Here is a 26,780-nt window from a genome sequence, read left to right on the forward strand (position 1 = left end):
AGCGCTAAATTAAGAATAATCCACAAATTCTGCACTTAAAACGCTTGTCTTATTTAAAGGACTAAAGCCAGCACAATCCCTAAAACGATAATACCAAACTTATAGATATTAAATTTATGATCTTTTGAAGATTCAAATAAAATGGTTGTAGAGACATGCAGGAAGATACCAATGACTATGGCATCTAAGTAAATAGCAATCCCGTCTAGCAAATCAGTATTGGCCTGAACAAAACTGCCCAGAGGAGTCATGAGTCCAAAGACTAGAAGGAAAAAGATAATTTTAAATTTTGATAAACTGGTATTGAATAGGAATGAGGCAATAATGATGGCGATTGGTACCTTGTGCACAATAACCGCATAGAGTAAATGATCATTGCCATGTATGGGTATTCCTTCCAGAAATGCATGAATACAGAGACTTATAAATAAAACGAAAGGGAAGTCTTTTTTTTCTTTTGAAAGATGAAAGTGTCCATGTTCTGCGCCACCAGATAGATACTCTAAAATAATCTGAAGCAAAATCCCTCCCAAAATATAAATACCAATCGATTTTTCTCCACTAGTATATATATCCGGAAGAAATTCTAGGACGGTTACCGAAAGTAAAAATGATCCACTAAAAGCTAGTAGAAGATTGATTGTAACCGATTTTTGATATACAAAGTATGAGATCCCAAACCCGAGAAGTACTGCAACAATTGGCAATAGTATGTTCATAAAAATGATTTAATTCAATTTTGAAGGCCTAAAATCTTGTTTCAAAAATTTAGGGTGCAAAATTAGTGTATTTTTGCACTCCAAAATATCTTCTTTATGGAAAATAATTTCAAAATGATTGCTAAGTGTCTTTATGAGTTCGAAGATGAACTTGCTAAAGAACTAAGAGAACTGGGAGCAATGGATATCCAGAAAGGGGTCAGACACGTGTCATTCGTTGGTGATCTTGGATTTATGTACAAAGCCAACCTTAGTCTTCGAACCGCTATAAGCATCTTGAAACCAATTTTCAGTTTCAAAATTTATAACGAAGAAGATTTTTACAAGAAAATTAATGCCTTTGCCTGGGAAAATTTGATCGATAAAAATGGGACTTTTGCCGTTGAATCTACAGTAAATTCAGAAATATTCACACATTCACGGTATGTTGTTTTTAGAACCAAAGATGCCATCGTGGACAGGTTTCGGGATAAATTTGAGTCTAGACCTAATATCGATACCGATCGACCAGACTGCCAGGTGAGTGTGCACATCGATAGAGAAAATTGCGAAATAAGTTTAAATACTTCTGGAGATCCTCTTTTTAAAAGAGGATATAAAACAGCAACTAATATTGCGCCTATCAACGAAGTTTTGGCTGCTGGTCTGCTTTTAAAATCAGGTTGGACTGGGCAGTGTGATTTCTTGGATCCTATGTGCGGGAGTGGAACCTTACTTATTGAAGCAGCGATGATTGCCTGCAGGATTCCTCCAAACATCAATCGTGAACACTTTGCTTTCCAGAAATGGGATGACTTCGATGAAGACCTCTTCGAAATTATTAAAGACTCTACTTTAAAAAAAGTACGCTCTTTTGATTTTGAAATAAAAGGCTACGATAAAGCACCTTCAGCAGTAGAAAAATCAATACAAAATATAGAAAATGCCAATCTATCTGAATTTATAGAAGTGAAGCGTCAAGACTTTTTCGAATCGTTCAAGACTTCAGAACGGCATTTGCATATGGTTTTCAATCCACCTTACGGCGTTAGACTGGATGTAGATATTCCAAAGTTTTATGCCAAAATAGGAGATACCTTAAAGCAAAATTATCCTGGCACTTCCGCCTGGTTTATTGTTGCAGATTTGGAGGCCATAAAGCATGTAGGTTTAAGGCCATCGAGAAAAATCAAGTTGTATAACGCAAAACTAGAATCCAGGCTTTTAAATTATCAAATTTACGAAGGTTCTAAAAAAGCAGCCAAACAGTAAATTAATTGTCTACTGCCTGCGTTTTAGTTTTAGAATATATAGGAATCAAATAACTTATAGAATAACCCCAGCCAGCTCCAATACTGGAATTATCGAAAGTTCTTCGAAATCCTGGCACATAGAGGTTGTCAAAATTTTGAATATCAGTTGTTGATATCATGTTCTTTAGTTGTATGTGTGCGCCAAGGAAAAAATTTCCAAAAATATTGACTCTTAGCCCTGCTTGTAATTCTACCCAATTGGCTGTGAGATTTCCAAAGGTGGTATTTTCGTCTCTTACATCTGGTGGGAAATAATCATCGGTGGTATAAATTCTGAAGCTTTGTAAGTTTTGTGAGTAAGTGGCAAATCCATATCGAAATCCTACATAAATGAGATTATTCATGCCAATCCAGTTGTCATAAACATTATAGTTCACTCCAAGCTTTATATAACTCCCATCCGTTTCGTTGAGGAGGTTTTCATTATCGTAAGTAGCTTTTTCATTTCCTAATTCCCCCGCTATATAAAGGTTTTCAGAAAATCTATAATCGGCAGCAAGTTCTATTCCCTGATACTCTGAATCCCAAAAGCTCTGGCCAATCCTACTTAAATCTAAGCTCACTGTTAGCCCGTATTTATCTTTGTAAAAGATAGAATCACTTACCTGTTCATAGTCTGCATCCCCATCCTCCTGAGCAATACTGGTGGCAGAGTAGAAAAAGAAAAGAATACTAATAATATATAAACAGATGAGTTTCAGATTCATTTTCAATAATTCTTTCATTTATTTCTATTCTCTGTATCCAGCTGTCTGGATTGTCAGCTTGATTTTCTAATCTAGCTCTAAAATCTATAAAATTCACTCTGAATCCGCAGGCTCTGTTGACGTAAAACCTTTCAGTGGCATAAGAGAAAGTGAGAGTGTCCGTAAGCCCTCCTGTATCTCCTAAAGAATTCAAGTTGAATACATAACTGGTTTCAATAGCATTAGTTTTAAGTGGTATCTCAATAGTTGATGTAGAATTGAATACTCTAAAAACATCACTTGAATCCCTTCCTACTTCTCTCACTGCTAGATTAATAACACTTTGAGACCTTCCTGTGCCATCTGCATTAAGGAACTCGATGACCAGTTTTGGAGTAGTTTGAGTTGCTTCTGCGCAAATATCATCCCTTTCACAAGAAACAACTAGTGAAATTACAATCAAAAAAAATAAACAAGTGAGCAGTATTTTTTTCATTCTCTCAATCTTAAGCAGACGACATTTTCGACATGATGTGTTTGTGGAAACATATCTACAGCCTGGCTTTTTTCAACTTGATACAGCGTATCCATCAATTGAAGATCTCTAGCCTGAGTTGCGGAATTGCAACTCACATATACAATACGTTTTGGTTTCACATTTAGTATTTGTTCTACTACATCTTTATGCATACCTTCTCTTGGAGGATCGGTAATAATAACATCGGGTTGCCCATGCTCTGCTATAAAGCCTGATGTGAAGATCTTTTTCATATCACCGGCAAAAAAAGAAGTATTTTCTATGCCGTTTAGTTGAGCATTGGCTTTGGCATCTTCAATAGCTTCGGGTACAGCTTCTATACCGACTACATGCTTGGCTTTTTTGGCTACAAATTGAGCAATAGTCCCAGTCCCTGTATATAAATCATAAACAAGTTCGTCACCACTTAAATTTGCAAATTCTCTGGCAATCTTATACAATTCATAAGCTTGATCTGAATTGGTCTGATAAAAAGACTTGGCATTGATTTTAAACTTTAAGCCTTCCATTTCTTCAAATATGAAATCCTGACCAAAGTATTTTATGACCTTTTGATCATAAATGGTGTCATTTCCTTTTTCATTGATGACGTATTGCAGGGAAGTCACCTCTGGAAATTCTTTGATGATGTAATCCAACAGAAGTTCGCGTTTAGCCTTATTTTCCTGGTAAAACTGAATCAATATCATGAATTCTCCAGTAGAACTTGTTCTTATCATCAAGGTTCTCAGCAAGCCAACCTGTTCTCTTGGGTTAAAGAATTCAAGATTGTTTTCAGTTGCGAAATCTCTTATTTTATTCCTGATAGCATTACTTGGATCTTCCTGTAGATGGCATTTTTCAAGATTTAAAATCTTATCCCACATCCCGGGAATGTGAAAACCAAGTGCATTTTTGTCTTGAATATCCACTCCACTTGAAATTTCAGATTCAGTTAACCAACGGCTGTTGCTGAAGGAAAATTCCATTTTATTTCTGTAGAAGTAAATATCCTTACTTCCTAAGATGGGCTTGGTTTCTTGGATAGAAACTTTTCCAATTCGTTTTAAATTTTCGAGGACTTCTTTTTCTTTGTAATACAGTTGATGCTCATAAGCCATATTTTGCCATTTACAGCCACCGCAAACGCCAAAATGCTGACAAACAGGTTCGGTTCGTTTTGGAGATAATTCTACAAACCGATGAGGTTTTGCCTGGTAATAAGATTTTCTCTTTTTATAAGTTGTAACATCTACCACATCGCCAGGAACAACTTGGTCTATAATCAAAACCCTTCCATCGCTGGCTTTTCCTATACCTTTTCCTTTGCTTCCTGCATCAAGAACTTCAACATTCTCGAAGGTTTTTTTCGAATTTTTTCTTCTTGCCATGAGGCAAAAATAAAGTAATGTTTTAAATACAGCTTATTGAATTTGATTTCTTTTGGCGCTTAAAAATAGTCTAGAAAAAATAGATCAAAATTACCCAAAGACTTACCAGTACTGGTCCCAGAATTCCTATTAATACACCGCCAAATCTAAAGTCTGATTGCTCTAGATTTCCAGTGCTGAAAGCAATAGCATTAGGTGGGGTTGAGACAGGTAGAAGTAGTGCGCAAGATGCGCTCAAGGCTATAATAAGTGGAATTATTTTAGGCGATTCATCAGGTATAAGTAAGGTAAATGAAATTGCAAGCGGAACCATAATTGTGGTGGTTGCTGTATTGCTCATTATATTTGAAAAAATAACACTCAGAAAAGCAAATAATATTGCTAGTAGGTAAAAGTTGATATCTTGAACGTTGATAAAGCTGATAAAGTAATCAGTTAAGCCTTGCTGTTGCACTGCAAGTCCCAAAGCAAGTCCTCCTGCAACAAGCATTAAGGTATCCCAGGGTAGTTTTCGCATATCATCCGCATCTAAAATTCCAAACATGGTGAATCCAACTATAGGTATTCCAGATACTGCAGACACAGGTATTCCTGTCCATTGTGATGTTAGCCAAAATAGTAAACTCGTCATAATGATAATTACCGATACACGAATTTGAGTTGAAGAAATATTTTCATCAATTTCCTGCTTGGTTTTTTGTAAAAAACTTAAGTCCAAAGGCTTATTTCTGATTTGATATTTTTTTAGGAGTGCTATCCAAAACGTGAAAATAAGAACCACAGCAACGGGGATGCCAATGAGCATCCATTCTAAAAAACTAATTTTGATACCGACTCCTTCTAGTGCACCCACAGCTATGGCATTAGGAGCGGAACCTATAATGGTCCCCATTCCACCAATAGCAGCAGCTGTAGGAATTCCAATTAACAAAGCCTTGGTGAGCGGGGCTTTTTTGCCAAGACTAAAGGTGATGGGGGCAATGCTTGCGATCATCATAGCAGTAGTTGCAGTGTTACTCATTAACATAGAAAGAAATGCAGTAATGAGCATTAACCCAAGAAGTATAAATTTGGGTTGTTCCCCAAGTTTTGCTACTATCATTTTCAATAAGCTTTGGTCTAATGCAGTTTTTTTCATGGCTTCAGCTATAAAAAAACCACCCAGAAACAACCAGATAACCGAGTCAGACCATGTTTGTAAATATTGAGTCACATTTTCAGTCTCAAGATTACTCATTGTAAACACCAGGTAGCCAATGATTAAAATCCCAACAGCAAAAGGAGGTATGGCCTCTGTGACCCAAAGACCGATGGCAAACAATAAGATAAATAATACTGAAGTCTGACCTTCAGTAAAACTCTCTTCCTTGATCAAATACGTCAATGCAAGTGCGAGAAGAAAGCTAAGAATAAACTGAAGAGAGCGACTTTTCCAGTTCAGTCGTTCAGAAATTTTTCTATTAAATTTACTAAGGATCTTTTTTGAATACCTTCTAGAATCCTGATACATTGTTTACAATATTTTAAAAGCCAATTTATAGCATTCTTAATATTTAATCATAAGGTTTAAAATTATTTAATTAACTCTTTAGTATTTGATAATTAAATACTTATTTAAACTGAAACTAAATTGACCTAAGGATTGGTTAATAATTTTTTATGGTCGCTCGAATCCTTATTTTTGTAAAAATCGTTTAAAAATACAAGATATGTCAGTAGATACAATAGATAAATTGAGAGTGGATGATGTGAAATCTTCACAACAGGCCATCGATCTTGAAGATAAACATGGAGCACACAATTATCACCCTTTACCAGCAGTTTTAAAGAAAGGTGAAGGTGTACACGTCTGGGACGTCGAAGGAAAAAAATACTATGATTTTCTTTCTGCTTACTCAGCAGTCAATCAAGGACATTGCCATCCTAGAATTGTGGAGGCCATGCACAAGCAGTCACAAACCATTTCTTTAACTTCCAGAGCGTTTCACAACAATGTGTTGGGAGTGTATGAAAAATATGCCACCGAATATTTTCAGTTTGATAAACTCCTTCCTATGAATAGTGGGGCAGAAGCGGTTGAAACAGCGATCAAGATCTGTAGAAAATGGGCGTATGAAGAAAAAGGCATCCCAGAAACAGAAGCTCAAATCATAGTTTTTGAAAATAATTTCCACGGAAGAACTACAACTATCATTTCCTTTAGTAATGATGAAGGTGCGAGAAAAAACTTTGGTCCTTACACACCAGGCTTCATCAAAGTGCCTTACAACGATGCTGAAGCTCTTGAAAAAGTGCTTAAAGAGAACAAAAATATCGCAGGAGCTTTAATCGAACCGATCCAGGGTGAAGCCGGTGTCTTTACTCCAGAAGATGATTTTATTCCAAAAGTCAAATCACTTTGTAACGAACATAATGTGCTATTCATGGCAGATGAAATTCAGACAGGTATTGCCAGAACAGGGGCTTTACTGGCCGTATGTGGAAAATGCGATTGCCAGGGCCACTGTGAAAGACAAGCCACCTACTCTCGACCAGATGTGTTGATTCTTGGTAAAGCCTTATCTGGTGGCGCCTATCCAGTATCTGCAGTACTAGCAGATGACGCAGTGATGAACGTGATTCAGCCAGGTCAGCACGGTTCTACTTTTGGTGGAAATCCTGTGGCTGCAGCTGTGGCGATGGAAGCTCTAGAAGTAGTGAAAGACGAAAAATTAGCCCAAAACGCCAGACGTCTTGGAGACCTTTTCAGAAGTGAATTGAATAAATTCATTGACGACCATAACATCGTAAAACTCGTAAGAGGTCGTGGATTGCTCAATGCCATCGTTATCAACGATTCCGAAGACAGTTCAACGGCTTGGGATATTTGTGTGGCCTTGAAAGAAAATGGCCTTCTAGCCAAGCCAACCCACGGTAACATTATCCGTTTTGCACCACCATTGGTGATTACAGAAGAACAATTGATGGAGTGTGTGAATATCATAACCACAACTTTGAAGGATTTTGAAAAGTAAAATTTGAATCCACCATTTATAAATTAAAACCTCAATTTAAAGATTGAGGTTTTTTTGTTTTAAAAGCTAATGCATCGGTTTTATTCTGAATTTAATGCTGCTAGTTTTAAGCTTTTTCGGTGATAAGCTTTAGTTATTTTCGTTCATTTTTCTACTTCGTCCTTTGAGTGTGATAATTCGAATTTTTAAGTTTGGAATTGAAGTTTTGGATTTATCTGAAGTTAGAAGTTCAAGAAAAATAGTCTACCTCAAATCCTTCAGTTGGAATTCCTCATTTAAGACGCCACTTTAAAAAATAGAGTAAACGCTTAAAGCTGAATATCTTGTAACCTTAAGTCTATTTAAAAACAAAATCCCCTTAAAAATTAGCTCAGTAAAAATTCTACTAAACAATGCTTACTTATCTCTGTTATCAATCTGGAATTGTCTTCGCATTCTTCTTTTTTCCTTTTCACGCCTTTCTTTCTCCTCCAGATACAAAGATTTCTCTTTATCATCTTTGAAGAGGTATTCATCGCTGTTGTGCATATCCAGCCTGTAGGATACCCCAATGCCAGCTCGCCAGCGCTCTGGTGAATCCTTAAAATTGACAAGTCCTGAAACGTCTACTTGAAAGTTTTTGTTCACTAAAAAAGCGACACCACCTCTCAAGATCTCGTCACTGTAGATATCACTGACTAAAGTTTGAAACTCTACAAAAACACCTGTTCGGGCGTAAATAGAGTGAGTTAAGGTGAAAATACCTGCGTATGTAGGAAAATCGGTAGTGGGCTTGTCTACGATAAAGTTGGAAACAAGCACCCATTTGCCTCCAGAAAAATTATTCTGGGTGATGATAGCTGCTTTTGGAGAGATATTGGGTTCACCCTGGAACTTAAATGGATTGTCACCAAACAACAAGTTTGCGCCCGCATAAACAGATACTGCAGGTATAAAATCCTTCCACTGTGGAAGGTTATTCTTTTTCCAGCTGTAAAGATTAGGTCCCTCTTTTTCTCTTTTTATAAATGGGTCATATATGAGGTATTTTGCACCAAGTGTATTTCTTTGAAAATTACTAAAATTTGATGTGGTAACGGCTCCAGACCTTTGAAGGGTCTCTTCTGTGCTTGCAAAGGTTCCATCCAGGACAATCTCCAATTGTTCCATGAACAACCCATACCTCAATTGATATTGAAAGTCGACTTGAGAACGATCTGGAATGAGAGGGAAAGCATGGTTGTCTTCTCCATAGGCAATTCCAGTTTCCAGTTGAAGCACATTGGTCCCAACACTGTAAGCACCAAAGGATTCTCCTGGTCTGTTGGAATTGATCATATCGGTATACTGTGCCTGTAGGCTAAGACTAGCCAGTAAAAACAAGCCAATAATATGTAGTTTCATAAGTCTGGTTTGAAATTCAAATATAAATTAAATTCCGATTTTTTGTGACAGTATATCGCTTTGCTATAAAGTATTGGTATTTTTGTGATTCAAATTATGCTTATGGTAGTTCTGAAAACAATTTTAATTATACTCTTGGTTTACTTTGGAATCAAGCTCCTGGCCAAATATTTCGGACCATTGTTCTTGAAGTATATCTTCAAAAAAGTCCAAAGAAATATGGAAAACCAGTTTAACCCTCACCAAAAAGAAACACGAAATAATTCACAGAAATCTTCTAAAACTTTTAAAAGCAAATCCAAAGACAGTAAAGTAGGAGAGTACGTAGATTATGAAGAAATTGACTAACTTTCGCATTTTACAAACCAACATCCACCAATGAAGTCTGTATTTAATAACTCCTGGAAACACCTTCTGGTTCTACTCCTTTTTGTTGTTGCCTCACTCGCGTTTTTCTATCCTGTTTTAAAAGGTAAAACCATTTACCAAAGTGATATTGTACAATACACAGGAATGGCTAAAGCACAAAACGACTTTAGAGCAGCTGAAGGTGAAGAGCCCTACTGGACCAATTCTGCTTTTGGAGGTATGCCTACCTTTCAGCTCGGTGCAAATTATCCTTATAATTTTATAAAAGAAATAGATCGTCAACTTCGGTTTCTACCAAGACCTGCCGATTATTTGTTTCTATACTTTGTTGGGATGTATATTTTGTTTTTGTGCTTCAAGGTCAATTATAAACTGGCATTTCTCGGCGCACTTGCTTTTGGTTTTTCTACCTACTTAATTATTATCCTAGGAGTGGGTCACAACGCTAAAGCTCATGCCATCGCTTATTTTCCTCTCGTAATAGGAGGAATGGTACTGGTTTATAGACAAAAGCTGTTTTGGGGTAATGTTCTCTTCTGCGTTGGACTTGCTTTTGAACTCATGGCCAACCATTTTCAGATGACCTATTACCTGATGTTATTGTGTTTGGTAGTGGTTATTGTGAACGCTGTACATGCTTATAATTTAAAAGCTCTCAAACCCTTTTTTAAAGCGACTTTAAGTTTCATTCCTGCTATTATTTTAGCGGTTTTGCTTAATATCACGAATCTGTTGGCTACTCAGGAATATGCAGATTATAGCACCAGAGGAGAAACAGGTCTTACTATAGAACCCAACGGAACCGAAAAAGCGAAGTCTGGCCTGGATTACGATTATATCACCGAGTATAGCTATGGTGTTTTGGAAACCTTCAACTTGTTTATTCCCAGATTCATGGGAGGGTCTAGTAGTGAGTCCTTGGGAAAAGATGCCGAAGTTTACAATGAAATTATTCAGCTAGGGGCTTCACCAGCCCAGGCTCTTCAGTTCAGTAAAAATTTACCAACCTACTGGGGTGAGCAAACCTTTATTGGTGCTCCTGCATACATAGGTGCGAGCGTAATATTCCTTTTTGTTCTGGCTTTATTTTTGACCACAGGCAGAACCAAGTGGTGGATAGTCGCTGGTTCAATTTTAGCTTTATTGCTCTCCTGGGGAGATAACTTTTCTCTGCTGACTAAGTTTTTCATCAATTATGTTCCATTTTACGATAAGTTTAGAGCAGTATCTTCTATACAGGTGGTTATCGAATTTTGCCTGCCTATTCTAGCCATTTTGGGAATTTCTAAACTTATTTCCACTGAAATTTCAAAGGAGGAGAAGTGGAAGGCTTTAAAGATGTCTACAGCTATTTTAGGTGGACTCAGCGTTCTGTTTTTATTACTAAAGTCGGTGCTTTTTGATTTTAGTGGCGCTAATGATGCCACTTTTTTACAAAATTACGGTGCCAAATTCGTTAGAGCACTCAAAGAAGACAGAAAGGCCATGTTTACAGCAGATACAATACGATCTTTGGTTTTTGTTTTACTTGTAGCCGGAGCTATTTATTTGTATCTGAAGGAAAAGATAAAACAACCTTTGTTTTTTGGACTGCTTGGTATCTTCATTTTGGTAGATTTAATTGGAGTGAATACACGGTACGTCGGCGAAGATGATTTTGTAGCGACCTCTGAAATGGAAAGACCTTTCCAGGCCAGCCAAGCCGATCTTGAAATTCAAAAAGATAAGTCTCATTATCGTGTATATGATCTCACTTCCAATCCCTTAAATTCTGCCAGAGCCTCTTACTTCCATAAGTCAATTGGTGGCTACCATGCGGCAAAGCCCGGAAGAATGCAGGAATTGTTCGACTTCTATATTTACGATGGAAAACAGAGTATTTTGAATATGCTCAATGTTAAATACTTTATTTTTGATAACGAAGGTCAACCTACACCCCAGGAAAACCCAGATCACTTAGGAAATGCTTGGTTTGTGAACAAACTGGTTACAGTAAACAATGCCAATGAAGCGATTCTAGCTTTAGATTCGATAAACCCGAATACAACTGCGATAGTAGAAAGCAATGAATTTGAGTTAACAGACAAAACCTACGAGGTCAATTTTTCAGACCAAATTGAATTGACTTCTTATAAAGAAAATGAATTAGTATATACCTATAAAGCTGAAAATGAAAGTCTGGCTGTATTCTCAGAACTATATTATCCAAGGGGCTGGAAAGTGACCATAGATGGCAAAGAAGCTGAGCATTTTAGAGCTAACTATGTGTTGAGAGCTATGGAATTACCTGCGGGGAGTCATGAGGTTAGATTTTCATTTGAACCAGACGTAGTGAGTTTTGGAGGAAAAATCAGCCTTGCTAGTTTTATTCTTTTATCACTTATCATCCTTGGTGGACTAGGTTATACATTTAAGCGCAAGCAAGATTAGAAAATGAAGAACGTATTGATTATCACTTACTACTGGCCACCAGCAGGTGGACCTGGAGTGCAACGCTGGCTTCAATTTTCTAAGTACATGCCAGAATTTGGGTTTCAACCCATAGTTTATAGACCTAAAAATCCCAGCTACCCCATTAAAGATGCTTCGCTGGAAGTCGATCAAAAGGTCAAGGAGATTGAAAAATCAATTTTTGAGCCTTACGCTTTTGCTGAATTACTTTCAAAATCAGATTCTAAAACCATCAGCAGTGGTCTCATCAAATCCAGGAAAAGGCAATCCTGGAAAGAACGCTTGATGTTGTACATCAGAGGTAATTTTTTTATCCCAGATGCAAGAGTGTTTTGGGTTAAACCATCTGTAACTTATCTGAAAGATTACATCCTAAAACATGAAATCGAAACCATCATCACCACAGGACCACCTCACAGCTTGCACCTCATTGGCTTAGGATTAAAGAAAGACAATCCTCAGCTTCAGTGGATTGCTGATTTCAGAGATCCGTGGACCACAATAGGTTATCATTCTGAATTAAAACTTACCAAAACCTCTAAGCTGAAGCATCTTGCCTTAGAAAAAGAGGTATTAGATTCCGCAGATCAACTGATAACGACTAGTTTTAAAACTAAAGAAGAGTTTCAGCAAAAAACCAAAACCCCCATTGAAGTGATTACCAATGGTTTTGGGGAATTGTCTGTCGACGCCGAATTAAGCGAGAATTTCACTATTTCGCATATTGGTTCTTTGCTCAACGATAGAAATCCAAAAATACTGTGGGAGGTTTTAGCTGAATTGATAGAAGAAAACCTTGTGTTCAAAGATTTTTTTGAACTTAAACTTATCGGTAAAATCAGTGAAAGTGTTTTGGAATCTGCTCACGAGGCTGGACTCAAGAATTTTGTAAGTGTAATCGGATATCTAGACCATAAAGATGCAGTAGAGAGCCAGCGTAGTTCGCAGATGCTTTTGCTCATTGAAATCGACAAACCAGAAACTCAAGGTATTATTCCAGGAAAACTTTTTGAATATCTGGCTTCCAAACGCCCTATTTTAGCCATAGGTCCCAAAAACTGGGATGTTGCTAACATTATTTCCGACACCAATTCTGGGGAATGTTTTACCTACAATGAAAAAACACGATTAAAGTCATATATTGAGAAGTCTTTCAATGCTTTTCTTAACGGGAAACTGAAAGCCAACACCAAAAATATAGAGCAATACAGCCGTAAGAATTTGACGCAACAGTTAACACAACTCATTAAGTAGTTTCTATGGGAATCGTCGCCAAGCAATCCTTAAACAACCTTATATCTACCTATCTAGGTTTTGGAATTGGCGCGCTCAACGTTCTGTTTTTATATCCAAAATTCCTCACTGCAGAGTATTATGGACTAGTAACTTTCCTGCTTTCTGCAGGAAATTTATTCTGGCCATTTATGGCATTGGGTGTCCACAATACGATCGTAAAATTTTACACGAGTTACAAAAACAAGCTAGATACTGATAAGTTACTCAACTTCGCCCTGTTTTTACCACTTTTACTAGGACTTTTGATAGGGATAGTTGGTTACATTTTTTACGATTTACTACTCAACTATTTTGAAGGAGAAAACGATCTGGTGCAGCCTTACATTTGGGGAATTTTTGTCATTGCCCTAGCAACTGCCTATTTTGAAGTCTTTTTCGCCTGGGCAAAAGTCCAGTACAAAAGTGTGTTTGGGACCATCATGCGGGAACTTTTTCATAGGCTGGCGATCACTATGTTGTTGATTATTCTTTATGCTGAATTGATTAGCGTTCACCTGTTTATTTACCTTCTCATTGGAGTTTTTGTCTTGAGAGCAGTGGTGATGCTGGGTTATGCGATAAATTTGTATACGCCTCGATTTAGCTTTCAACTTCCGCCAAGACTGAAGGAATTGTTGAACTACTCACTGCTCATTTTTATTGCAGGAACGGTAGCAGTGGCTTTGTTTGATTTGGATAAAGTCATGATAGAACACTTTATGCCCATAGAAAATGTATCGATTTATGGGATTGCCATTTACATCGCTACAGTCATCGCCGTGCCTTCCAAAGCTATGCATCAAATCACCAATCCTATTACGGCCAAATACCTCAATCACGGAGAAAATGACTTGCTTAAGGATCTTTATGTGCGAAGTTCCAATACGCTTTTTGTCATCAGTGGGTTTGTATTTACGCTTATCATAACCAATGTGAATCAGTTGTATCAAATTATTCCAGAAGAATATAGAATAGGAGTCAGCATTGTGTTTTTAATTAGTTTGGTAAAACTGAGTGATAATATTTTAGGAAACAACAACAGCATCATCTTTAATTCCAAGTACTACAAAACAGTGCTTCTGGCTGGGGTTGTTTTAGTAGGAGTAGCTTTTGCTCTTAACCTTTGGTTGATTCCTGAATATGGAATTTACGGCTCAGCTTACGCGACTTTCATTTCATTTTTGTTGTATAACATTTTCAAACTTCTCTTTGTAAGAATTACGTTTGGAATTCACCCATTTAACAGAAAGAGTTTTTTGATTTTTTTGATGATTTCAGTTTTGACAGTTAGTTTCTATTTCTGGGATTTTTCAACTGATTTCGCTTTGATGAATATTGCAATGAAATCAATAATAATAAGTGGTATTTATTTAATAGTGAGTTTGAAAGCAGATTTGTCTACAGATCTTAAGGATTTATATTTCAAATTCGTCCAAAAGAAAACTCCTTAGCATTTTCTACTAAGGAGTTTTCCAACTCATCAACCAAAAACCAAATCAAAATGTGATTTAAACAAATCACTATTTACTAAGTCGTTGAGAATTAGGTTTTCTTACACTGTTAAACTTTAGATTTCAAAAATTGACCAGTAAACGAAGCTTTTGTTTTAGAAACTTCTTCAGGAGTGCCTTCAGCTACAAGATGTCCACCGTTAACTCCGCCGCCGGGGCCTAGATCAATAACGTGATCTGCGCACTTGATGAGGTCAATATTATGTTCAATCACAATAACACTGTGACCGTTTTCAATCAAAGCTTCAAAGGATTTCAATAATTTGCTGATATCGTGAAAATGAAGACCAGTTGTAGGTTCATCAAAAATAAACAAGGTCTTATCGGCATTTTTTCCTTTGGTTAAAAAAGAAGCTAGCTTGATACGTTGCGCTTCACCACCAGAAAGAGTAGAGGAACTTTGTCCTAAAGTCACATAACCAAGGCCAACGCTTTGTAAAGCTTCCAGTTTGTTGGAAATCTTGGTTTCATTGTGGGAAGAAAAGAATTCCATTGCATCATCTATCGTCATAGATAGGATATCATCAATGTTTTTGCCTTCAAATTCCACATCCAACACTTGTTGCTTAAAGCGTTTTCCATGACAAGCCTCACATTCCAAATGCACATCGGCCATAAACTGCATCTCGATGGTGACTTCACCTTCCCCTTCGCAGGTGTCGCAACGTCCGCCCTCTACATTAAAACTAAAGTGTTTGGGTTTGAAATTTCTGATTTTTGAAAGCTTTTGCTTGGCAAACAAATTTCGAATATCGTCGTAAGCTTTGATGTAGGTCACAGGATTCGATCTCGAGGACCTCCCAATTGGATTTTGATCGACATATTCAATATGCTTGATGTGTTTGAAGTTTCCTTCAATGCCATCAAACTGACCTGCTTTGGTACCGTAACCACCGTTTTGCTTGATCATAGCCGGGTACAGAATTTTCTTCACCAGTGTACTTTTTCCGCTACCAGAAACGCCAGTAATGGCTACAAAACTATCTAGTGGAACCTTTACAGTTAGATTTTTGAGATTATGTTCTCGCGCTCCTTTTAATTCAATATAAGATTTTGAGGTTCGTCTTTTCTTGGGAACTGCTATTTCCATTTTACCATTGAGGTATTGTGACGTCAGAGACTTGGCTTTTAAGATTTGTTTGTAAGTCCCTTCAGCAACAAGGTCACCACCGTGTGTGCCTGCTTCTGGACCAATATCGATGATGTAATCTGCTGCTTTCATGATGTCTTCATCATGCTCTACTACAATAACAGTGTTCCCTAAATCTCTAAGGTCTTTCAAGACCTCAATGAGGCGTTCGTTGTCTTTGGAATGCAAACCAATGGAAGGTTCATCCAAAATATACATAGATCCAACAAGACTACTTCCCAATGAAGTTGCCAGGTTGATTCGTTGAGATTCACCTCCAGAAAGGGTGTTGGATTTTCTGTTTAAGGTGAGGTAAGTCAGTCCTACATCCATTAAAAACTTGAGTCTGCTATTGATTTCTTTCAATAAACGTTTTCCGATCTTTTCATCGTGTTCGTTCAGCTTCAGTTTTTGGAAAAAAGCGCTCACATCGTCAATTGGTAAATCGACTAATTGTGTAATGTCAATATCATTGATCTTTACATAGGTCGCTTCTTTTTTCAGTCGACGTCCTTTACATTCTGGACACCGTGTTCGTCCTCTATATCTGGATAGTAAAACTCTATTCTGAATTTTATAAGCTTTAGACTTTACGGTTTCAAAAAATTCGTTGATTCCAGTCACATACTGATTTCCATTCCAGATGATATTTTTTTCATCTTCAGTCAATTCGAAATAAGGTTTGTGGACGGGAAAGTCAAATTTATGCGCGTATTTGATAAATTCCTTTTTGTACCAGCCTAAAGTATCTCCACTCCAGGGCGCAATAGCTCCTTCATAAACGCTAAGGCCAGTGTTAGGTATCACCAAGGCTTCGTCTATATCTATTATGTCGCCGTAACCTTCACATTTCGGACAAGCTCCCAAGGGGTTATTGAAGCTGAACAAATGCACATTGGGTTCTGTAAACAGCATCCCGTCCAATTCAAATTTATTATTGAAATTGGTTATTTTTCCAGAAGATACGTCCTCGATATTGAGTTCGCCTTTTCCTTCAAAAAATGCATTTTGAATAGAATCTGCTAGTCTGTTGTAAAAATCTTCATCGTCTTTCACAACAATTCTATCGACTACAATTGAAAGCTCACTTTTCTTAGAAATCTTTTTTTCCTGAGCCTCGCTGATTTTTAGAACTTTGTCATCAACTTTTATTCTACTAAATCCTTGTTGCTGAAGGATTTTTATTTTCTCTTCAACCGTGCGCTTGTTTTCCAAAGTAATAGGAGCGAGGAGGAGGAGTTTCTGTTTTTCATCCTGAGCTTTAACAAAATCTACAACATCTGTCACCGTATGTTTTTTGACTTCATTTCCAGAAATTGGAGAAATGGTTTTGCCTATTCTGGCGTAAAGCAATTTTAAATAGTCGTAGATTTCTGTAGAAGTTCCAACGGTAGAACGTGGATTGGTAGAATTCACTTTTTGCTCAATCGCTATGGCAGGCGCAATGCCTTTGATGTAGTCAACTTTAGGTTTGTCGAGTCTGCCAAGAAATTGTCTGGCGTAAGCAGAAAGACTTTCTACATAACGCCTTTGACCTTCAGCGTAAAGTGTATCAAAAGCTAGGCTTGACTTCCCGGAGCCAGATAGTCCTGTGATGACAACTAATTTATTTCTCGGAATAACAACATCAATATTTTTTAAGTTGTGGAGTTTTGCTCCCTTTATAATGATGAATTCTTTAGGGTCGATTTTATCTAAATCTTTTTGCTTCATAAACATTTGGAATGCTGCAAATATAAAGATTTGCTAAGCCATATCTGTGTTATACACTGATTCATAATATGTTAAAATTATTAACGAGTTGTGGTGAGTTAACTTATATTTATATATTAGCCAGATAATTATAAGCCTATACAGCACTTTTACTTAAAATAATTTAATAACGATAACCACTTATCCAGTAAGTTGGTTTTACTTAAGTAAAGGATATATGAATAGGACTTCCATCTCTTCAGAGGCTTTTTTAGTCAAACAATACATTTTAGGTGATGAAAAATCACTTTCCATTTTAATCAACAGACATCAGCAGAAAATTTTCAGCTTTATCTTTTCCAAAGTTTATGACAAAGACTTAGCCGAAGATATTTTTCAAGATACTTTTATCAAAGTGATTAGAACTTTGAAGCGAGGTAAATATAATGAAGAAGGAAAATTCCTTCCCTGGGTAATGCGAATTGCACATAATTTAGTCATTGATCATTTCAGAAAAAGCAACAGGATGCCAAAATTTGAAGGAAAAGGGGATTTTGACATTTTGGATTTTATGACCGATGGTGATCTCAACGCTGAACGTCAAATAATAAAAGACCAGATCGATACAGATTTACATGAACTTATCAAAGAATTGCCTCAAGACCAGCTTGAAGTGTTGGAAATGAGAATTTTTAAAGAAATGAGCTTCAAAGAAATTGCGTTCAAAACGGATGTGAGTATAAATACGGCTTTAGGAAGAATGCGATACGCGTTGATTAACCTTAGAAAGATTATAGAAAAGCATCAGGTGGTTTTGACCAATTAGGGAATGCAATAATTCAATTTTAATTCCGTTTTCGTTACATATAAAAACAAACTATATGGCGAAAATTTACTTAAATGAAGTCTCCCAATCCTCTTCAAGACCAATGAAACCTTCAGCAAAAACTATCAAAGCTATTTTAGATTTTTCTAAAGCTTTGACTGTCGTAAACTTTAAAAATTTACAATTCGACAGCATTCAGAATTAAATTATTAATCCTCAGTTGAAGGCTTCCTTATTTCGATTTGGAAGTCTTTTTACTTTCATAAGCTTTGATCACAGACTTCCTTCCTATAGTTTTTGTGATAATGTCTTTTTCCAGATTCCAGCCCCTTGCTGGAGAATATTCTCTTCCATACCAGATGATCTGTAGATGCAAATCGTTCCAGACTTCTTCTGGAAAAAGTCGCTTAGCATCTTTTTCGGTTTGCTGAACGTTTTTACCTGTGCTGAGATTCCAGCGGTACATCAATCTGTGAATATGGGTATCTACTGGAAATGTAGGGACTCCGTAGGCCTGTGCCAAAACTACAGAAGCAGTTTTGTGACCCACAGCCGGAAGTTCCTCCAGAGCTTCCATGTCATTGGGTACTTCTCCATTGTATTTGTCTATAAGGATATGAGAGAGACCATATATGCCTTTTGCTTTCATCGGAGATAAGCCAACTGGTTTGATGATTTCCCGAATTTGATCTGGGCTCATTTTAATCATGTCCCAGGGGTTGTCTGCCTGTTCAAAAAGTAAAGGTGTAATTTGGTTAACTTTTACATCTGTACTTTGGGCTGAAAGTAAAACAGCAATTAAAAGTGTATATGGATCTTTATGGTCTAAAGGTACCGGAATAGTGGGGTAAAGTTCCTTTAACGTATTTATAACGAAATCTACTTTTTCAGATTTTTTCATTTGCTTTACTTTTAAACAAAAATAGGAATTATGACAACACTAAAAGCGGGAGATAAAGCCCCTAATTTTGAAGCTAAAGATCAAGACGGAAACGTACATACACTTAAAGATTATGAGGGTAAAAAACTAGTTGTTTTTTTCTATCCAAAGGCTAGTACACCAGGCTGCACAGCAGAAGCATGTAACCTGAGAGACAATTGGAAAATATTTGAATCTAAAGGGTTTCACATTCTGGGAGTAAGTGCAGATTCTGCCAAACGCCAGCAAAATTTTAAAAACAAATATGAACTTCCATTTCCCTTACTGGCAGATGAAGATAAAGAGGTCATACAAGCCTTTGGCGTGTGGGGTCCTAAAAAGTTCATGGGAAAAGAATACGATGGCATTCATAGAACAACATTTGTCATCAACGAAGAAGGCGTTTTGGATGATGTTATCACTAAAGTAAAAACCAAAGCTCACGCGGAACAAATTCTTTAATTTTTGGATATATAAGATTTCCCCAAGAATTAATGTAATTTGGTTTCATGAAATGGGAGCAAGCTATACAGGATTTTACCTACTATCTTAAAATAGAGAGAGGTCTGGCCGATAACACCATCCAAAATTATCGGCTGGACATTTTAAAATTGACCAATTACCTTTCAGAATTTGACTTGAATACCTCTCCAAATGAAATCACGGAGGAAGACATTCAGGGTTTTATCTATACAATCTCAAAATTGCTCAATGAGCGTTCTCAAGCCAGATTGATCTCTGGACTGAAAAGTTTTTTTGATTACTTAATTTTTGAAGATTACAGGACAACCAATCCGCTGGAACTTATAGAATCGCCGCGCCTTGGAAGACAACTTCCAGATACACTGTCTACAAATGAAATAGATAAGCTTATTGGTGCCATTGATTTATCTCATCCTCAAGGTCATCGTAATAAAGCTATCATAGAAACACTGTATGGCTGCGGGCTTCGTGTGAGTGAGTTAATCAACTTAAAACTTTCTCATCTTCATTTTCAAGAAGGGTTCATCAAGGTCATAGGAAAAGGAAATAAAGAACGATTAGTTCCTATCAATGATTATACTCAAAAATTCATTAATCTTTATAAAGATGAGGTAAGGATATTTCATGAGCCCAAACCTGAATTTAAAGATATCTTATTTTTAAACCGACGTGGTGCTCAGTTAACTCGAGCCATGATTTTCACTATTGTAAAACAATTAGCTCAATCAGCAAATATTCAAAAGAATATAAGTCCACACACCTTTAGGCATTCATTTGCTACCCACCTTTTGGAAAATGGAGCCAACTTAAGGGTGATCCAGCAAATGCTGGGGCACGAAAGCATTACCACAACAGAGATTTATATGCATCTGGATAAAACACATTTGAGATCTGTGCTAGAGAAATTTCATCCCAGGGCTTAAAGCTCAATTTTGCTAAGTATCTTGTAATTTTTATAGAGTTTTCTAGTAATTATACCGTAAATAATTCTATAAAAGAGTAAAAAGAACCCGATAATTAAAACTAGGAATAGAGTCATGATACCAGCAAAAATCCAGAGTTCCTTTTCACTCAACTCAGATTGGTATTCAATAAATTTCAAGCAGGTTATGATAAAAGTAATTGCTAAACCGATAATATTGTACCCTACATAAATCTTGACAGTTTTTCGAGTTTTAATGATTTGTTTCATTACTTGTTTTGCCGAATTATAAATTTGAATGCGTTTATAATTGATAAAAAATAAAGCAATAAAAATAATGAGGACAATATAATTTAAATATTTAGTTACTGTCCAAAAATCAGTCATTCCTAAATTCTCGATCATATCATTTTGGTCTTCAGAAAATGCAAATAATTCTACCACTATCCAAAATGTAAATTCTAAAACACTGATAATAAAGATCCACTTCACACTCGAAGAGGATTTTTTGTGTAGCATAGGCATCAATTCTTCCCGAGAATATTTTGGTAATTCTTTGGTTCGTTCTTGCCAGTCTTTTTTAATAAGGTCTAATTCATCCATAATTAAGGATTCAAAATGTTTTTTAGCTTTGTTTTCACTCTATTCATTTTCACTCTTGCATTTACTTCAGAAATCCCTAAAGTTTCTGAAATTTCAGTATATGGTTTGTCTTCTAAATAAAGTAAAACCAAGGCTTTATCAATATCATTTAATTCTTTTATAGCAGAATACATCAATTTTAGGTTGTCGTCTAAAGTGCTGTCATAACCTTCAGCAGAAATTTTGAAATCAAAATTCTCCCAGGGCAAGGTTTGGACTCCTCTTTTTTTCTTTCGGTATAAGGTAATCGCTGTATTTAAAGCTACTCTATACATCCATGTACTAAACTTTGACTCTGCTCTAAATTTCGGATAAGCTTTCCACAATTGAATGGTTATTTCCTGGAATAAGTCTTTGTGAGCATCTGCATCGTAGGTATACATCCTACATATCTTGTGAGCGATATTTTGATGTTCCTCGAGAAGGCCAATAAATTTCTTTTCTAATGCTTTATTCAAAACTTACTTAGTCTACTTGTAAGTCGTTAAAATTATCAAAAGTTACAGACTTGGGTATAAATTAAATTATTTTTACTAAAATTCATATTATGAATGTTCCAGTTACAGATTTACCAAGGGTTGTGATTATTGGAGGAGGATTTGGTGGAGTAAGTTTGGCAAAAAAACTTGAGAAAAAGCCTTTTCAAGTTGTGATGTTGGATAAGAGAAATTATCATACTTTTCAGCCATTGTTATATCAAGTTTCTACCTCTGGTCTTGAGCCAGATTCTATCGCCTATCCCATTAGAAAAATACTAAAAAAAAATAAAGATGCTTACTTCAGGATGGCAGAAGTAAAACATATAGACGATAAAAAGCGGGTTGTAGAGACGAATATTGGAGAAATTACGTATGATTATCTTGTAATCGCGACTGGTTCTAAAACCAATTTTTTTGGGAACAAGAGCGTAGAAGAGAATGCGATCTGGATGAAAACTGTTCCACAGGCACTAAACCTGAGGAGTTTGATTCTTGAAAATTTTGAAGAAGCTACCATAACCAAAGATACAGACCGTAGGAAGGCTTTATTAAACTTTGTGATTGCAGGTGCTGGCCCTACAGGTGTAGAGTTAAGCGGAGCTATTGCAGAATTGAGAAGAAATGTAATTCCTAAAGACTACCAGGATATTGATCCAAATGATATCCACATACATTTGATAGAGGGGATGGAAAAAGTACTTCCGCCTATGAGTGATAAATCATCAGCAAATGCACAAAAATACCTTGAGGAACTAGGTGTTGAAATCCACCTCAATACGTTTGTAGAATCTTATGAAGATCATGTTGTTAAGACCAATAAAGAAGATTTGTCTTTTCAAACGGAGACCTTTATCTGGAGCGCAGGCGTAACAGGTGCCGCCATAGAGGGCCTTAAAGAAGGAGCGCTTATGGAGAAAGCCAACAGGTACAACGTCAATGCATTTAATCAAATAGACGGCTACGAAAATATTTTTGCCATCGGCGATATCGCTTTAATGACAAGTGAAGAATTTCCTAAGGGTCATCCTATGGTTGCCCAACCCGCAATTCAGCAAGGAGACCATCTAGCTAAAAACCTGCTTAGAACCATCAACAAACAAAAACTTTTGCCTTTCGAGTATTTCGATAAAGGGACCATGGCCACAGTAGGTAGGAATAAAGCAGTAGTAGATCTTGATAAAATAAAGTTCGGAGGAGCCTTTGCCTGGTTTGTCTGGATGTTTGTCCATCTCTGGTTTTTAGTAGGTTTTAGAAATAGAATTGTTACATTCTTCAATTGGACGTATAGTTACATTAATTATGATAGAGCTGCGCGTCTTATCGTAAGACCTTTCAAGGCTGAAAAACTTAAGTCTCCAGATTAAAGCACCTATTGAAGTTCAAAAAAAAAGCTGGAAACTTTATTTAGTTTCCAGCTTTTTGGTTTTGAGCAGAAATTTTTAGTTTCCTAAAACTTCTCTTACTTTTTCTCTCAAGTCATTTCCTCTTAAATCTTTTCCAATGATAATACCATTTTCATCTATAAGGAATGCTGCAGGAATTGCTCTCACTCCATATTTTTGAGCAATTGGCTCTTGCCAGTGCTTAAGGTTTGAAATATGATTCCAGTCCAAATTGTCGTCTTCAATAGCTTTTAGCCATGCATCTTTACGATTTGGCTTGTCCAGGGAAACACCTACAACTGTAAATCCTTTGTCCTTATAGTCATTGTAAATGCTTACAATGTTTGGATTTTCAACTCTGCAAGGTCTGCACCAGGAAGCCCAAAAATCAATTAAAGTGACTTTCCCTTTGGCATCATCGAGTGATAAATTATCACCATCTGGTGTAGGGCCGGAAAATTTTGGAGCTTCTGCACCAAGGTCTGTGGCTCCTATTTTAGCAATATTTTGTCCCATGGCTCTGCCTAAAGGAGTATCTTTCACTTCTCCATCGTATTCTTCGTAGATAGATTTCATCTGGTTGAGAGGAATAGATTTTGAATTCATAACATCAGATAAGGCCATCATGCCTACTATAGAGTGAGTATTGGTTTTAATAAATTCTAGAGTAGCTTCTTTTGACTCTTCTTCAATAGCTTCGATATCCAGTCTATAATCTAAAACTGCAATCTCATCTTTGGTTTGCAAAGCCTGTTGATGCTCATTTTTAATAAAGTCACGTTCTTCAGCGTAACTTGTAATCATGTCGAGGTAATCTTTTAGAAGTTGATTGTGTTCTCCAGCTTCGATTTTAGAATTTCTCAAATTAGATTTATCGGCTTCAATCTTGATCTGATTTGCATCATTGATAAAAATCATATTACCGTTTACTCCTTCAATTTGAATAAGGTTGATGTCCTGATTAGATTTTTTTAAGTCAAATTCAAAAGAATTATTTTGAACTTGTGTCGTGTCCAAAGGGATAGGGATATTCTCAGGGCCAAGTTGAGTGAGGTAGACGTTTGTTCCATTCTTTACATCATCAATGGACGCTTCAAGTTTTGGACTAGAGGAATCACAACCAACAAGAGCTAGAAGGATAAATAAGCTAAAAAATATTCTCATTTTATTCGTTTTTATAAGTACAAAAATAACATACTCCTGCAGAGTAGAACTTGAACTTGGAAATAAATTAGCTTTATATGATAAATCTATCATAACTTAAAAGTTTAAAAATCTTATTATAAATAGTATTGTAATTCTTATATTACATTATGGACCGTTACGAAGATATATACCCATTTCAAATAAAGTTAAGTTTTCAAAAAATACTTGATAACTTTCATAATCGATTAGAAAAGGAAACTAATCCTATTTCTAAAAAATACATGCAGGATATTTTGGACTATTCCAAAACTTATCCGGAGCTTTTTAGCGGTATTGAAGATTTTGAAGACCTCACGCCTTATGAAAATCAAATCAAGATGTTACTGGATGATTTATTCCCAGATATTCTCACTTACAATGAAATAAAAGTAGCGACGGTTCCTTTTAGAAATAAGATGTTTAGAACAACTAAACGTTTTCAGGCTATATTGGATTCAGTTCCTGATAAAAACTTCAAATTTTTACCCAGAAATTTTAATGTTGAAAAAGATTACATCCTGGCCTGTATCATTATTTTGAATACTTATTATAAGTACAATATAGATTTTTTCAGACCAGAATATTATGATGTACCAGATGCTAATGGCAATTTGCGTAACTACAGATTATTTGTTAATGCTGATTTTGTTGAGTTGATTCCTAAAAAAAATGCACCAAAAATTACAGATAAAGATGTTGATGAATTGTTAAACCGGTCCAATGATATTGATTTTTGGAAAGAAAAATTCCCACCAAATTCATGGATATTCAAGGGGTTTGCAATTTTAAACTTGACTGACGTAACTGCTGATAATAGCATTTCAGAAATAAAAACCCTACTTCTCAACAACAATATTTTTTCTGAATCTGAAGTAGTTTCTCACAAAATGGTTCAGATTTTAAAGTCGATTTTTAATCTACCAAAGCTTGAGTTTGGCTTTGCACTTTTCAATGATGAAACCGAAAAATTTCAGCAAACTCATTCCAATTTTATAGAAAGTTTTATCCTTGATTCTATTTCAGAAAACGCTTGCAGAGAAGCTTTTTGTCACGGAGCTTATAAAGCTATCGTAAATCAACATAAATATTTTAGTATTACAGATGTGGATAATTATGTTGAAAAAAATCCTACGAATAAATTTGCAAATCATCTTCAATCCAAGGGTATAAAATCTGCGATACTAGCGCCAGTAGGCAAAAACAACAAATTGCTAGCGATCCTGGAATTGGTGAGTTACTCTAAAAATGATTTGAATAACATTAATGCCATCAAGCTGGATGATATCGTGCCTTATATAGCTGAAACAGTTGAGAATTATAGACAAGACCGACAAAACAGGATTAAAGCGATAATACAAAGTGAATATACCTCGATACATCCAAGTGTGGAGTGGAAATTTGAAGAGGAAGCGGAAAGATTGTTTCTTGAATCCGTAAGCAACAGGGACTATGAGCTCAAGGAAATTGCTTTTAGAAATGTATATCCACTCTTTGGACAAATAGATATAGCTGGATCTTCTACGCAAAGAAATCTGGCTATACAGAATGACTTGATTTACCAACTGAATCAAGTTCTGAATATTGTTAATTCTGCATTTGAGGCCCAGTCAATTCCAGTCTATGAGCAACTTGGCTACAGAATTACCGATACCCTTTCGTACTTAACTGAAGGCATTACAGCTTCTACTGAAGAAAAGACCGACAAACTCTTGAGAGAAGATATTCTTCCTGTTCTGAAACACATTCAGCAAAATGTGCCTTCATGTCGATCTATGGTTGAAGTTTACCTCGAAAAGACTGAATCTGGGGCAAAAGCTTTTCATAAAAACAGAGATGAATTTGATGAAAGTGTTTCAAGAATCAACTCTTGTATGGCCAGCTACATTGATTTGAAGCAGGTGGAAGCACAGAAGCTTTTTCCACATTATTTTGATAGATACAAAACTGATGGCGTAGAACATAACATGTACATAGGACAATCCATTGTTAAGGATCTGACCTTCAGCGAAGTTGTCCTGGAAAACTTAAGGTTATGGCAGTTGTCGGTGATGTGCGAAATGGAAAATAAGTTTTATAAAATACAGGAAACCAAGCACCTTAAGTTGAGTTCACGCTCTCTTATTTTAGCTTTTAATAATACATTGACTATACATTACCGAATGGACGAGAAGCATTTTGATGTCGATGGGTCTTATAATGCAAGGTATGAAATCATCAAAAAAAGAATAGATAAGGCTTTTATTAAAAATTCTAATGAGCGCATCACTTCCAAAGGGAAACTGACAATTGTATACTCCCAAAAAGAAACTGAAGACGAATACCTTAAGTACATAGACTACTTGCAGAGAAAAAAGTATCTAGAAAAAAATGTTGAAGTACTGGATGTAGAAGATTTGCAGGGAGTGTCTGGTCTTAAGGCAATTCGCGTTGGCATATTGTATCACATAGGCGATAATACCGATGAAAGCATTACCTATGAAGATTTGATAGAATCTTTAGATGCTAGTAATTAG

Annotated in this window: 23 protein-coding genes; 12 read left to right on the plus strand and 11 right to left on the minus strand. The window is 36.2% G+C overall.

Going from position 1 to position 26,780, the window contains the following annotated elements:
* Positions 1 to 53: 53 nt before the first annotated feature.
* Entirely contained in the window at positions 54 to 719 is a 666-nt protein-coding gene (locus tag LB454_RS13005) for a ZIP family metal transporter (RefSeq protein ID WP_224465114.1), read from the minus strand.
* A 96-nt stretch (positions 720 to 815) separates the two neighbouring features.
* Between LB454_RS13005 and LB454_RS13010 the strand changes: the two genes are divergently transcribed.
* Positions 816 to 1,970 (plus strand): THUMP domain-containing class I SAM-dependent RNA methyltransferase, encoded by a 1,155-nt coding sequence (locus LB454_RS13010; protein ID WP_224465115.1) that lies wholly within the window; start codon positions 816 to 818, stop codon positions 1,968 to 1,970.
* A gap of 1 nt (position 1,971) precedes the next feature.
* Here the strand turns inward: LB454_RS13010 and LB454_RS13015 are convergent, their stop codons facing one another.
* The 4 genes from LB454_RS13015 to LB454_RS13030 all read right to left on the minus strand — a co-directional run bounded on the left by LB454_RS13015 (position 1,972) and on the right by LB454_RS13030 (position 6,115).
* Entirely contained in the window at positions 1,972 to 2,736 is a 765-nt protein-coding gene (locus LB454_RS13015; RefSeq protein WP_224465116.1) for a DUF6048 family protein, read from the minus strand.
* Entirely contained in the window at positions 2,684 to 3,193 is a 510-nt protein-coding gene (locus LB454_RS13020; protein WP_224465117.1) for a DUF6452 family protein, read from the minus strand. Before LB454_RS13020 ends, LB454_RS13015 begins: the two co-directional genes overlap by 53 nt.
* Entirely contained in the window at positions 3,190 to 4,605 is a 1,416-nt protein-coding gene (gene rlmD, locus LB454_RS13025; RefSeq protein ID WP_224465118.1) for a 23S rRNA (uracil(1939)-C(5))-methyltransferase RlmD, read from the minus strand. The genes LB454_RS13020 and rlmD overlap by 4 nt, the downstream gene beginning before the upstream one ends.
* Positions 4,606 to 4,675: 70 nt before the next feature.
* The gene (locus tag LB454_RS13030; protein ID WP_224465119.1) at positions 4,676 to 6,115 is read right to left on the minus strand and encodes an SLC13 family permease; all 1,440 of its coding nucleotides are present in this window, start codon (positions 6,113 to 6,115) and stop codon (positions 4,676 to 4,678) included.
* Between the two features lie 199 nt (positions 6,116 to 6,314).
* Here LB454_RS13030 and rocD point away from each other — a divergent pair, with 199 nt between their 5' ends.
* A complete protein-coding gene (gene rocD / locus LB454_RS13035; RefSeq protein WP_224465120.1) occupies positions 6,315 to 7,619 on the plus strand; it encodes an ornithine--oxo-acid transaminase in 1,305 nt (434 codons plus the stop codon).
* Between the two features lie 396 nt (positions 7,620 to 8,015).
* Here the strand turns inward: rocD and LB454_RS13040 are convergent, their stop codons facing one another.
* On the minus strand, positions 8,016 to 9,002 hold the full coding sequence (locus LB454_RS13040; protein ID WP_224465121.1) for a transporter: 987 nt from the start codon (positions 9,000 to 9,002) through the stop codon (positions 8,016 to 8,018).
* Positions 9,003 to 9,104: 102 nt separating this feature from the next.
* On the opposite strand from LB454_RS13040, the gene LB454_RS13045 reads away from it, so the two are divergent.
* The 4 genes from LB454_RS13045 to LB454_RS13060 are packed head-to-tail and all read left to right on the plus strand — an operon-like array spanning position 9,105 to position 14,548.
* On the plus strand, positions 9,105 to 9,350 hold the full coding sequence (locus LB454_RS13045; protein WP_224465122.1) for a DUF4834 domain-containing protein: 246 nt from the start codon (positions 9,105 to 9,107) through the stop codon (positions 9,348 to 9,350).
* A gap of 30 nt (positions 9,351 to 9,380) precedes the next feature.
* Positions 9,381 to 11,801: a YfhO family protein gene (locus LB454_RS13050; protein ID WP_224465123.1), complete on the plus strand. Its 2,421-nt coding sequence runs from the start codon at positions 9,381 to 9,383 to the stop codon at positions 11,799 to 11,801.
* Between the two features lie 3 nt (positions 11,802 to 11,804).
* Positions 11,805 to 13,076, plus strand: a complete 1,272-nt coding sequence (locus LB454_RS13055) for a glycosyltransferase family protein (RefSeq protein WP_224465124.1) — start codon at positions 11,805 to 11,807, stop codon at positions 13,074 to 13,076.
* Positions 13,077 to 13,081: 5 nt separating this feature from the next.
* Positions 13,082 to 14,548 (plus strand): oligosaccharide flippase family protein, encoded by a 1,467-nt coding sequence (locus LB454_RS13060; protein ID WP_224465125.1) that lies wholly within the window; start codon positions 13,082 to 13,084, stop codon positions 14,546 to 14,548.
* Positions 14,549 to 14,657: 109 nt separating this feature from the next.
* On the opposite strand, the gene uvrA is transcribed toward LB454_RS13060, so the two are convergent.
* Positions 14,658 to 17,450, minus strand: a complete 2,793-nt coding sequence (gene uvrA / locus LB454_RS13065; protein ID WP_224465126.1) for an excinuclease ABC subunit UvrA — start codon at positions 17,448 to 17,450, stop codon at positions 14,658 to 14,660.
* 217 nt (positions 17,451 to 17,667) lie between these two features.
* Between uvrA and LB454_RS13070 the strand changes: the two genes are divergently transcribed.
* On the plus strand, positions 17,668 to 18,255 hold the full coding sequence (locus tag LB454_RS13070; RefSeq protein WP_224465127.1) for an RNA polymerase sigma factor: 588 nt from the start codon (positions 17,668 to 17,670) through the stop codon (positions 18,253 to 18,255).
* A 55-nt stretch (positions 18,256 to 18,310) separates the two neighbouring features.
* On the plus strand, positions 18,311 to 18,460 hold the full coding sequence (locus LB454_RS13075) for a hypothetical protein (protein ID WP_224465128.1): 150 nt from the start codon (positions 18,311 to 18,313) through the stop codon (positions 18,458 to 18,460).
* A 27-nt stretch (positions 18,461 to 18,487) separates the two neighbouring features.
* On the opposite strand, the gene LB454_RS13080 is transcribed toward LB454_RS13075, so the two are convergent.
* Positions 18,488 to 19,156, minus strand: coding sequence for an endonuclease III domain-containing protein (locus LB454_RS13080; RefSeq protein ID WP_224465129.1), 669 nt, complete (start codon positions 19,154 to 19,156; stop codon positions 18,488 to 18,490).
* 30 nt (positions 19,157 to 19,186) lie between these two features.
* Between LB454_RS13080 and bcp the strand changes: the two genes are divergently transcribed.
* Together bcp and xerD are read left to right on the plus strand one after the other, a co-directional pair.
* Complete coding sequence (gene bcp / locus LB454_RS13085) at positions 19,187 to 19,636, plus strand: thioredoxin-dependent thiol peroxidase (RefSeq protein WP_224465130.1); 450 nt, start codon at positions 19,187 to 19,189, stop codon at positions 19,634 to 19,636.
* Between the two features lie 47 nt (positions 19,637 to 19,683).
* A complete protein-coding gene (xerD, locus tag LB454_RS13090; protein ID WP_224465131.1) occupies positions 19,684 to 20,580 on the plus strand; it encodes a site-specific tyrosine recombinase XerD in 897 nt (298 codons plus the stop codon).
* Here the strand turns inward: xerD and LB454_RS13095 are convergent.
* Both LB454_RS13095 and LB454_RS13100 read right to left on the minus strand, forming a co-directional pair.
* Positions 20,577 to 21,182, minus strand: a complete 606-nt coding sequence (locus LB454_RS13095) for a hypothetical protein (protein ID WP_224465132.1) — start codon at positions 21,180 to 21,182, stop codon at positions 20,577 to 20,579. The two genes, xerD and LB454_RS13095, sit on opposite strands and share 4 nt — an antisense overlap.
* Before the next feature lie 2 nt (positions 21,183 to 21,184).
* A complete protein-coding gene (locus LB454_RS13100; RefSeq protein WP_224465133.1) occupies positions 21,185 to 21,679 on the minus strand; it encodes an RNA polymerase sigma factor in 495 nt (164 codons plus the stop codon).
* 89 nt (positions 21,680 to 21,768) lie between these two features.
* Between LB454_RS13100 and LB454_RS13105 the strand changes: the two genes are divergently transcribed.
* The gene (locus tag LB454_RS13105; protein ID WP_224465134.1) at positions 21,769 to 23,064 is read left to right on the plus strand and encodes an NAD(P)/FAD-dependent oxidoreductase; all 1,296 of its coding nucleotides are present in this window, start codon (positions 21,769 to 21,771) and stop codon (positions 23,062 to 23,064) included.
* A gap of 75 nt (positions 23,065 to 23,139) precedes the next feature.
* Here LB454_RS13105 and LB454_RS13110 read toward each other — a convergent pair whose 3' ends face one another.
* A complete protein-coding gene (locus LB454_RS13110) occupies positions 23,140 to 24,339 on the minus strand; it encodes a TlpA disulfide reductase family protein (protein WP_224465135.1) in 1,200 nt (399 codons plus the stop codon).
* Positions 24,340 to 24,395: 56 nt separating this feature from the next.
* Here LB454_RS13110 and LB454_RS13115 point away from each other — a divergent pair, with 56 nt between their 5' ends.
* Positions 24,396 to 26,780, plus strand: coding sequence for a GAF domain-containing protein (locus LB454_RS13115; RefSeq protein WP_224465136.1), 2,385 nt, complete (start codon positions 24,396 to 24,398; stop codon positions 26,778 to 26,780).

The organism is Psychroflexus montanilacus (assembly GCF_020164535.1).
GTDB lineage: Bacteria > Bacteroidota > Bacteroidia > Flavobacteriales > Flavobacteriaceae > Psychroflexus > Psychroflexus montanilacus.

Bases quoted from the DNA above. Each gene is read 5' to 3' on its own strand.
- LB454_RS13005 (WP_224465114.1), bottom strand. From the start codon at position 719: ATGAACATACTATTGCCAATTGTTGCAGTACTTCTCGGGTTTGGGATC.
- LB454_RS13010 (WP_224465115.1), top strand. From the start codon at position 816: ATGGAAAATAATTTCAAAATGATTGCTAAGTGTCTTTATGAGTTCGAA.
- LB454_RS13015 (WP_224465116.1), bottom strand. From the start codon at position 2,736: ATGAAAGAATTATTGAAAATGAATCTGAAACTCATCTGTTTATATATT.
- LB454_RS13020 (WP_224465117.1), bottom strand. From the start codon at position 3,193: ATGAAAAAAATACTGCTCACTTGTTTATTTTTTTTGATTGTAATTTCA.
- rlmD (WP_224465118.1), bottom strand. From the start codon at position 4,605: ATGGCAAGAAGAAAAAATTCGAAAAAAACCTTCGAGAATGTTGAAGTT.
- LB454_RS13030 (WP_224465119.1), bottom strand. From the start codon at position 6,115: ATGTATCAGGATTCTAGAAGGTATTCAAAAAAGATCCTTAGTAAATTT.
- rocD (WP_224465120.1), top strand. From the start codon at position 6,315: ATGTCAGTAGATACAATAGATAAATTGAGAGTGGATGATGTGAAATCT.
- LB454_RS13040 (WP_224465121.1), bottom strand. From the start codon at position 9,002: ATGAAACTACATATTATTGGCTTGTTTTTACTGGCTAGTCTTAGCCTA.
- LB454_RS13045 (WP_224465122.1), top strand. From the start codon at position 9,105: ATGGTAGTTCTGAAAACAATTTTAATTATACTCTTGGTTTACTTTGGA.
- LB454_RS13050 (WP_224465123.1), top strand. From the start codon at position 9,381: ATGAAGTCTGTATTTAATAACTCCTGGAAACACCTTCTGGTTCTACTC.
- LB454_RS13055 (WP_224465124.1), top strand. From the start codon at position 11,805: ATGAAGAACGTATTGATTATCACTTACTACTGGCCACCAGCAGGTGGA.
- LB454_RS13060 (WP_224465125.1), top strand. From the start codon at position 13,082: ATGGGAATCGTCGCCAAGCAATCCTTAAACAACCTTATATCTACCTAT.
- uvrA (WP_224465126.1), bottom strand. From the start codon at position 17,450: ATGAAGCAAAAAGATTTAGATAAAATCGACCCTAAAGAATTCATCATT.
- LB454_RS13070 (WP_224465127.1), top strand. From the start codon at position 17,668: ATGAATAGGACTTCCATCTCTTCAGAGGCTTTTTTAGTCAAACAATAC.
- LB454_RS13075 (WP_224465128.1), top strand. From the start codon at position 18,311: ATGGCGAAAATTTACTTAAATGAAGTCTCCCAATCCTCTTCAAGACCA.
- LB454_RS13080 (WP_224465129.1), bottom strand. From the start codon at position 19,156: ATGAAAAAATCTGAAAAAGTAGATTTCGTTATAAATACGTTAAAGGAA.
- bcp (WP_224465130.1), top strand. From the start codon at position 19,187: ATGACAACACTAAAAGCGGGAGATAAAGCCCCTAATTTTGAAGCTAAA.
- xerD (WP_224465131.1), top strand. From the start codon at position 19,684: ATGAAATGGGAGCAAGCTATACAGGATTTTACCTACTATCTTAAAATA.
- LB454_RS13095 (WP_224465132.1), bottom strand. From the start codon at position 21,182: ATGGATGAATTAGACCTTATTAAAAAAGACTGGCAAGAACGAACCAAA.
- LB454_RS13105 (WP_224465134.1), top strand. From the start codon at position 21,769: ATGAATGTTCCAGTTACAGATTTACCAAGGGTTGTGATTATTGGAGGA.
- LB454_RS13110 (WP_224465135.1), bottom strand. From the start codon at position 24,339: ATGATAGATTTATCATATAAAGCTAATTTATTTCCAAGTTCAAGTTCT.
- LB454_RS13115 (WP_224465136.1), top strand. From the start codon at position 24,396: ATGGACCGTTACGAAGATATATACCCATTTCAAATAAAGTTAAGTTTT.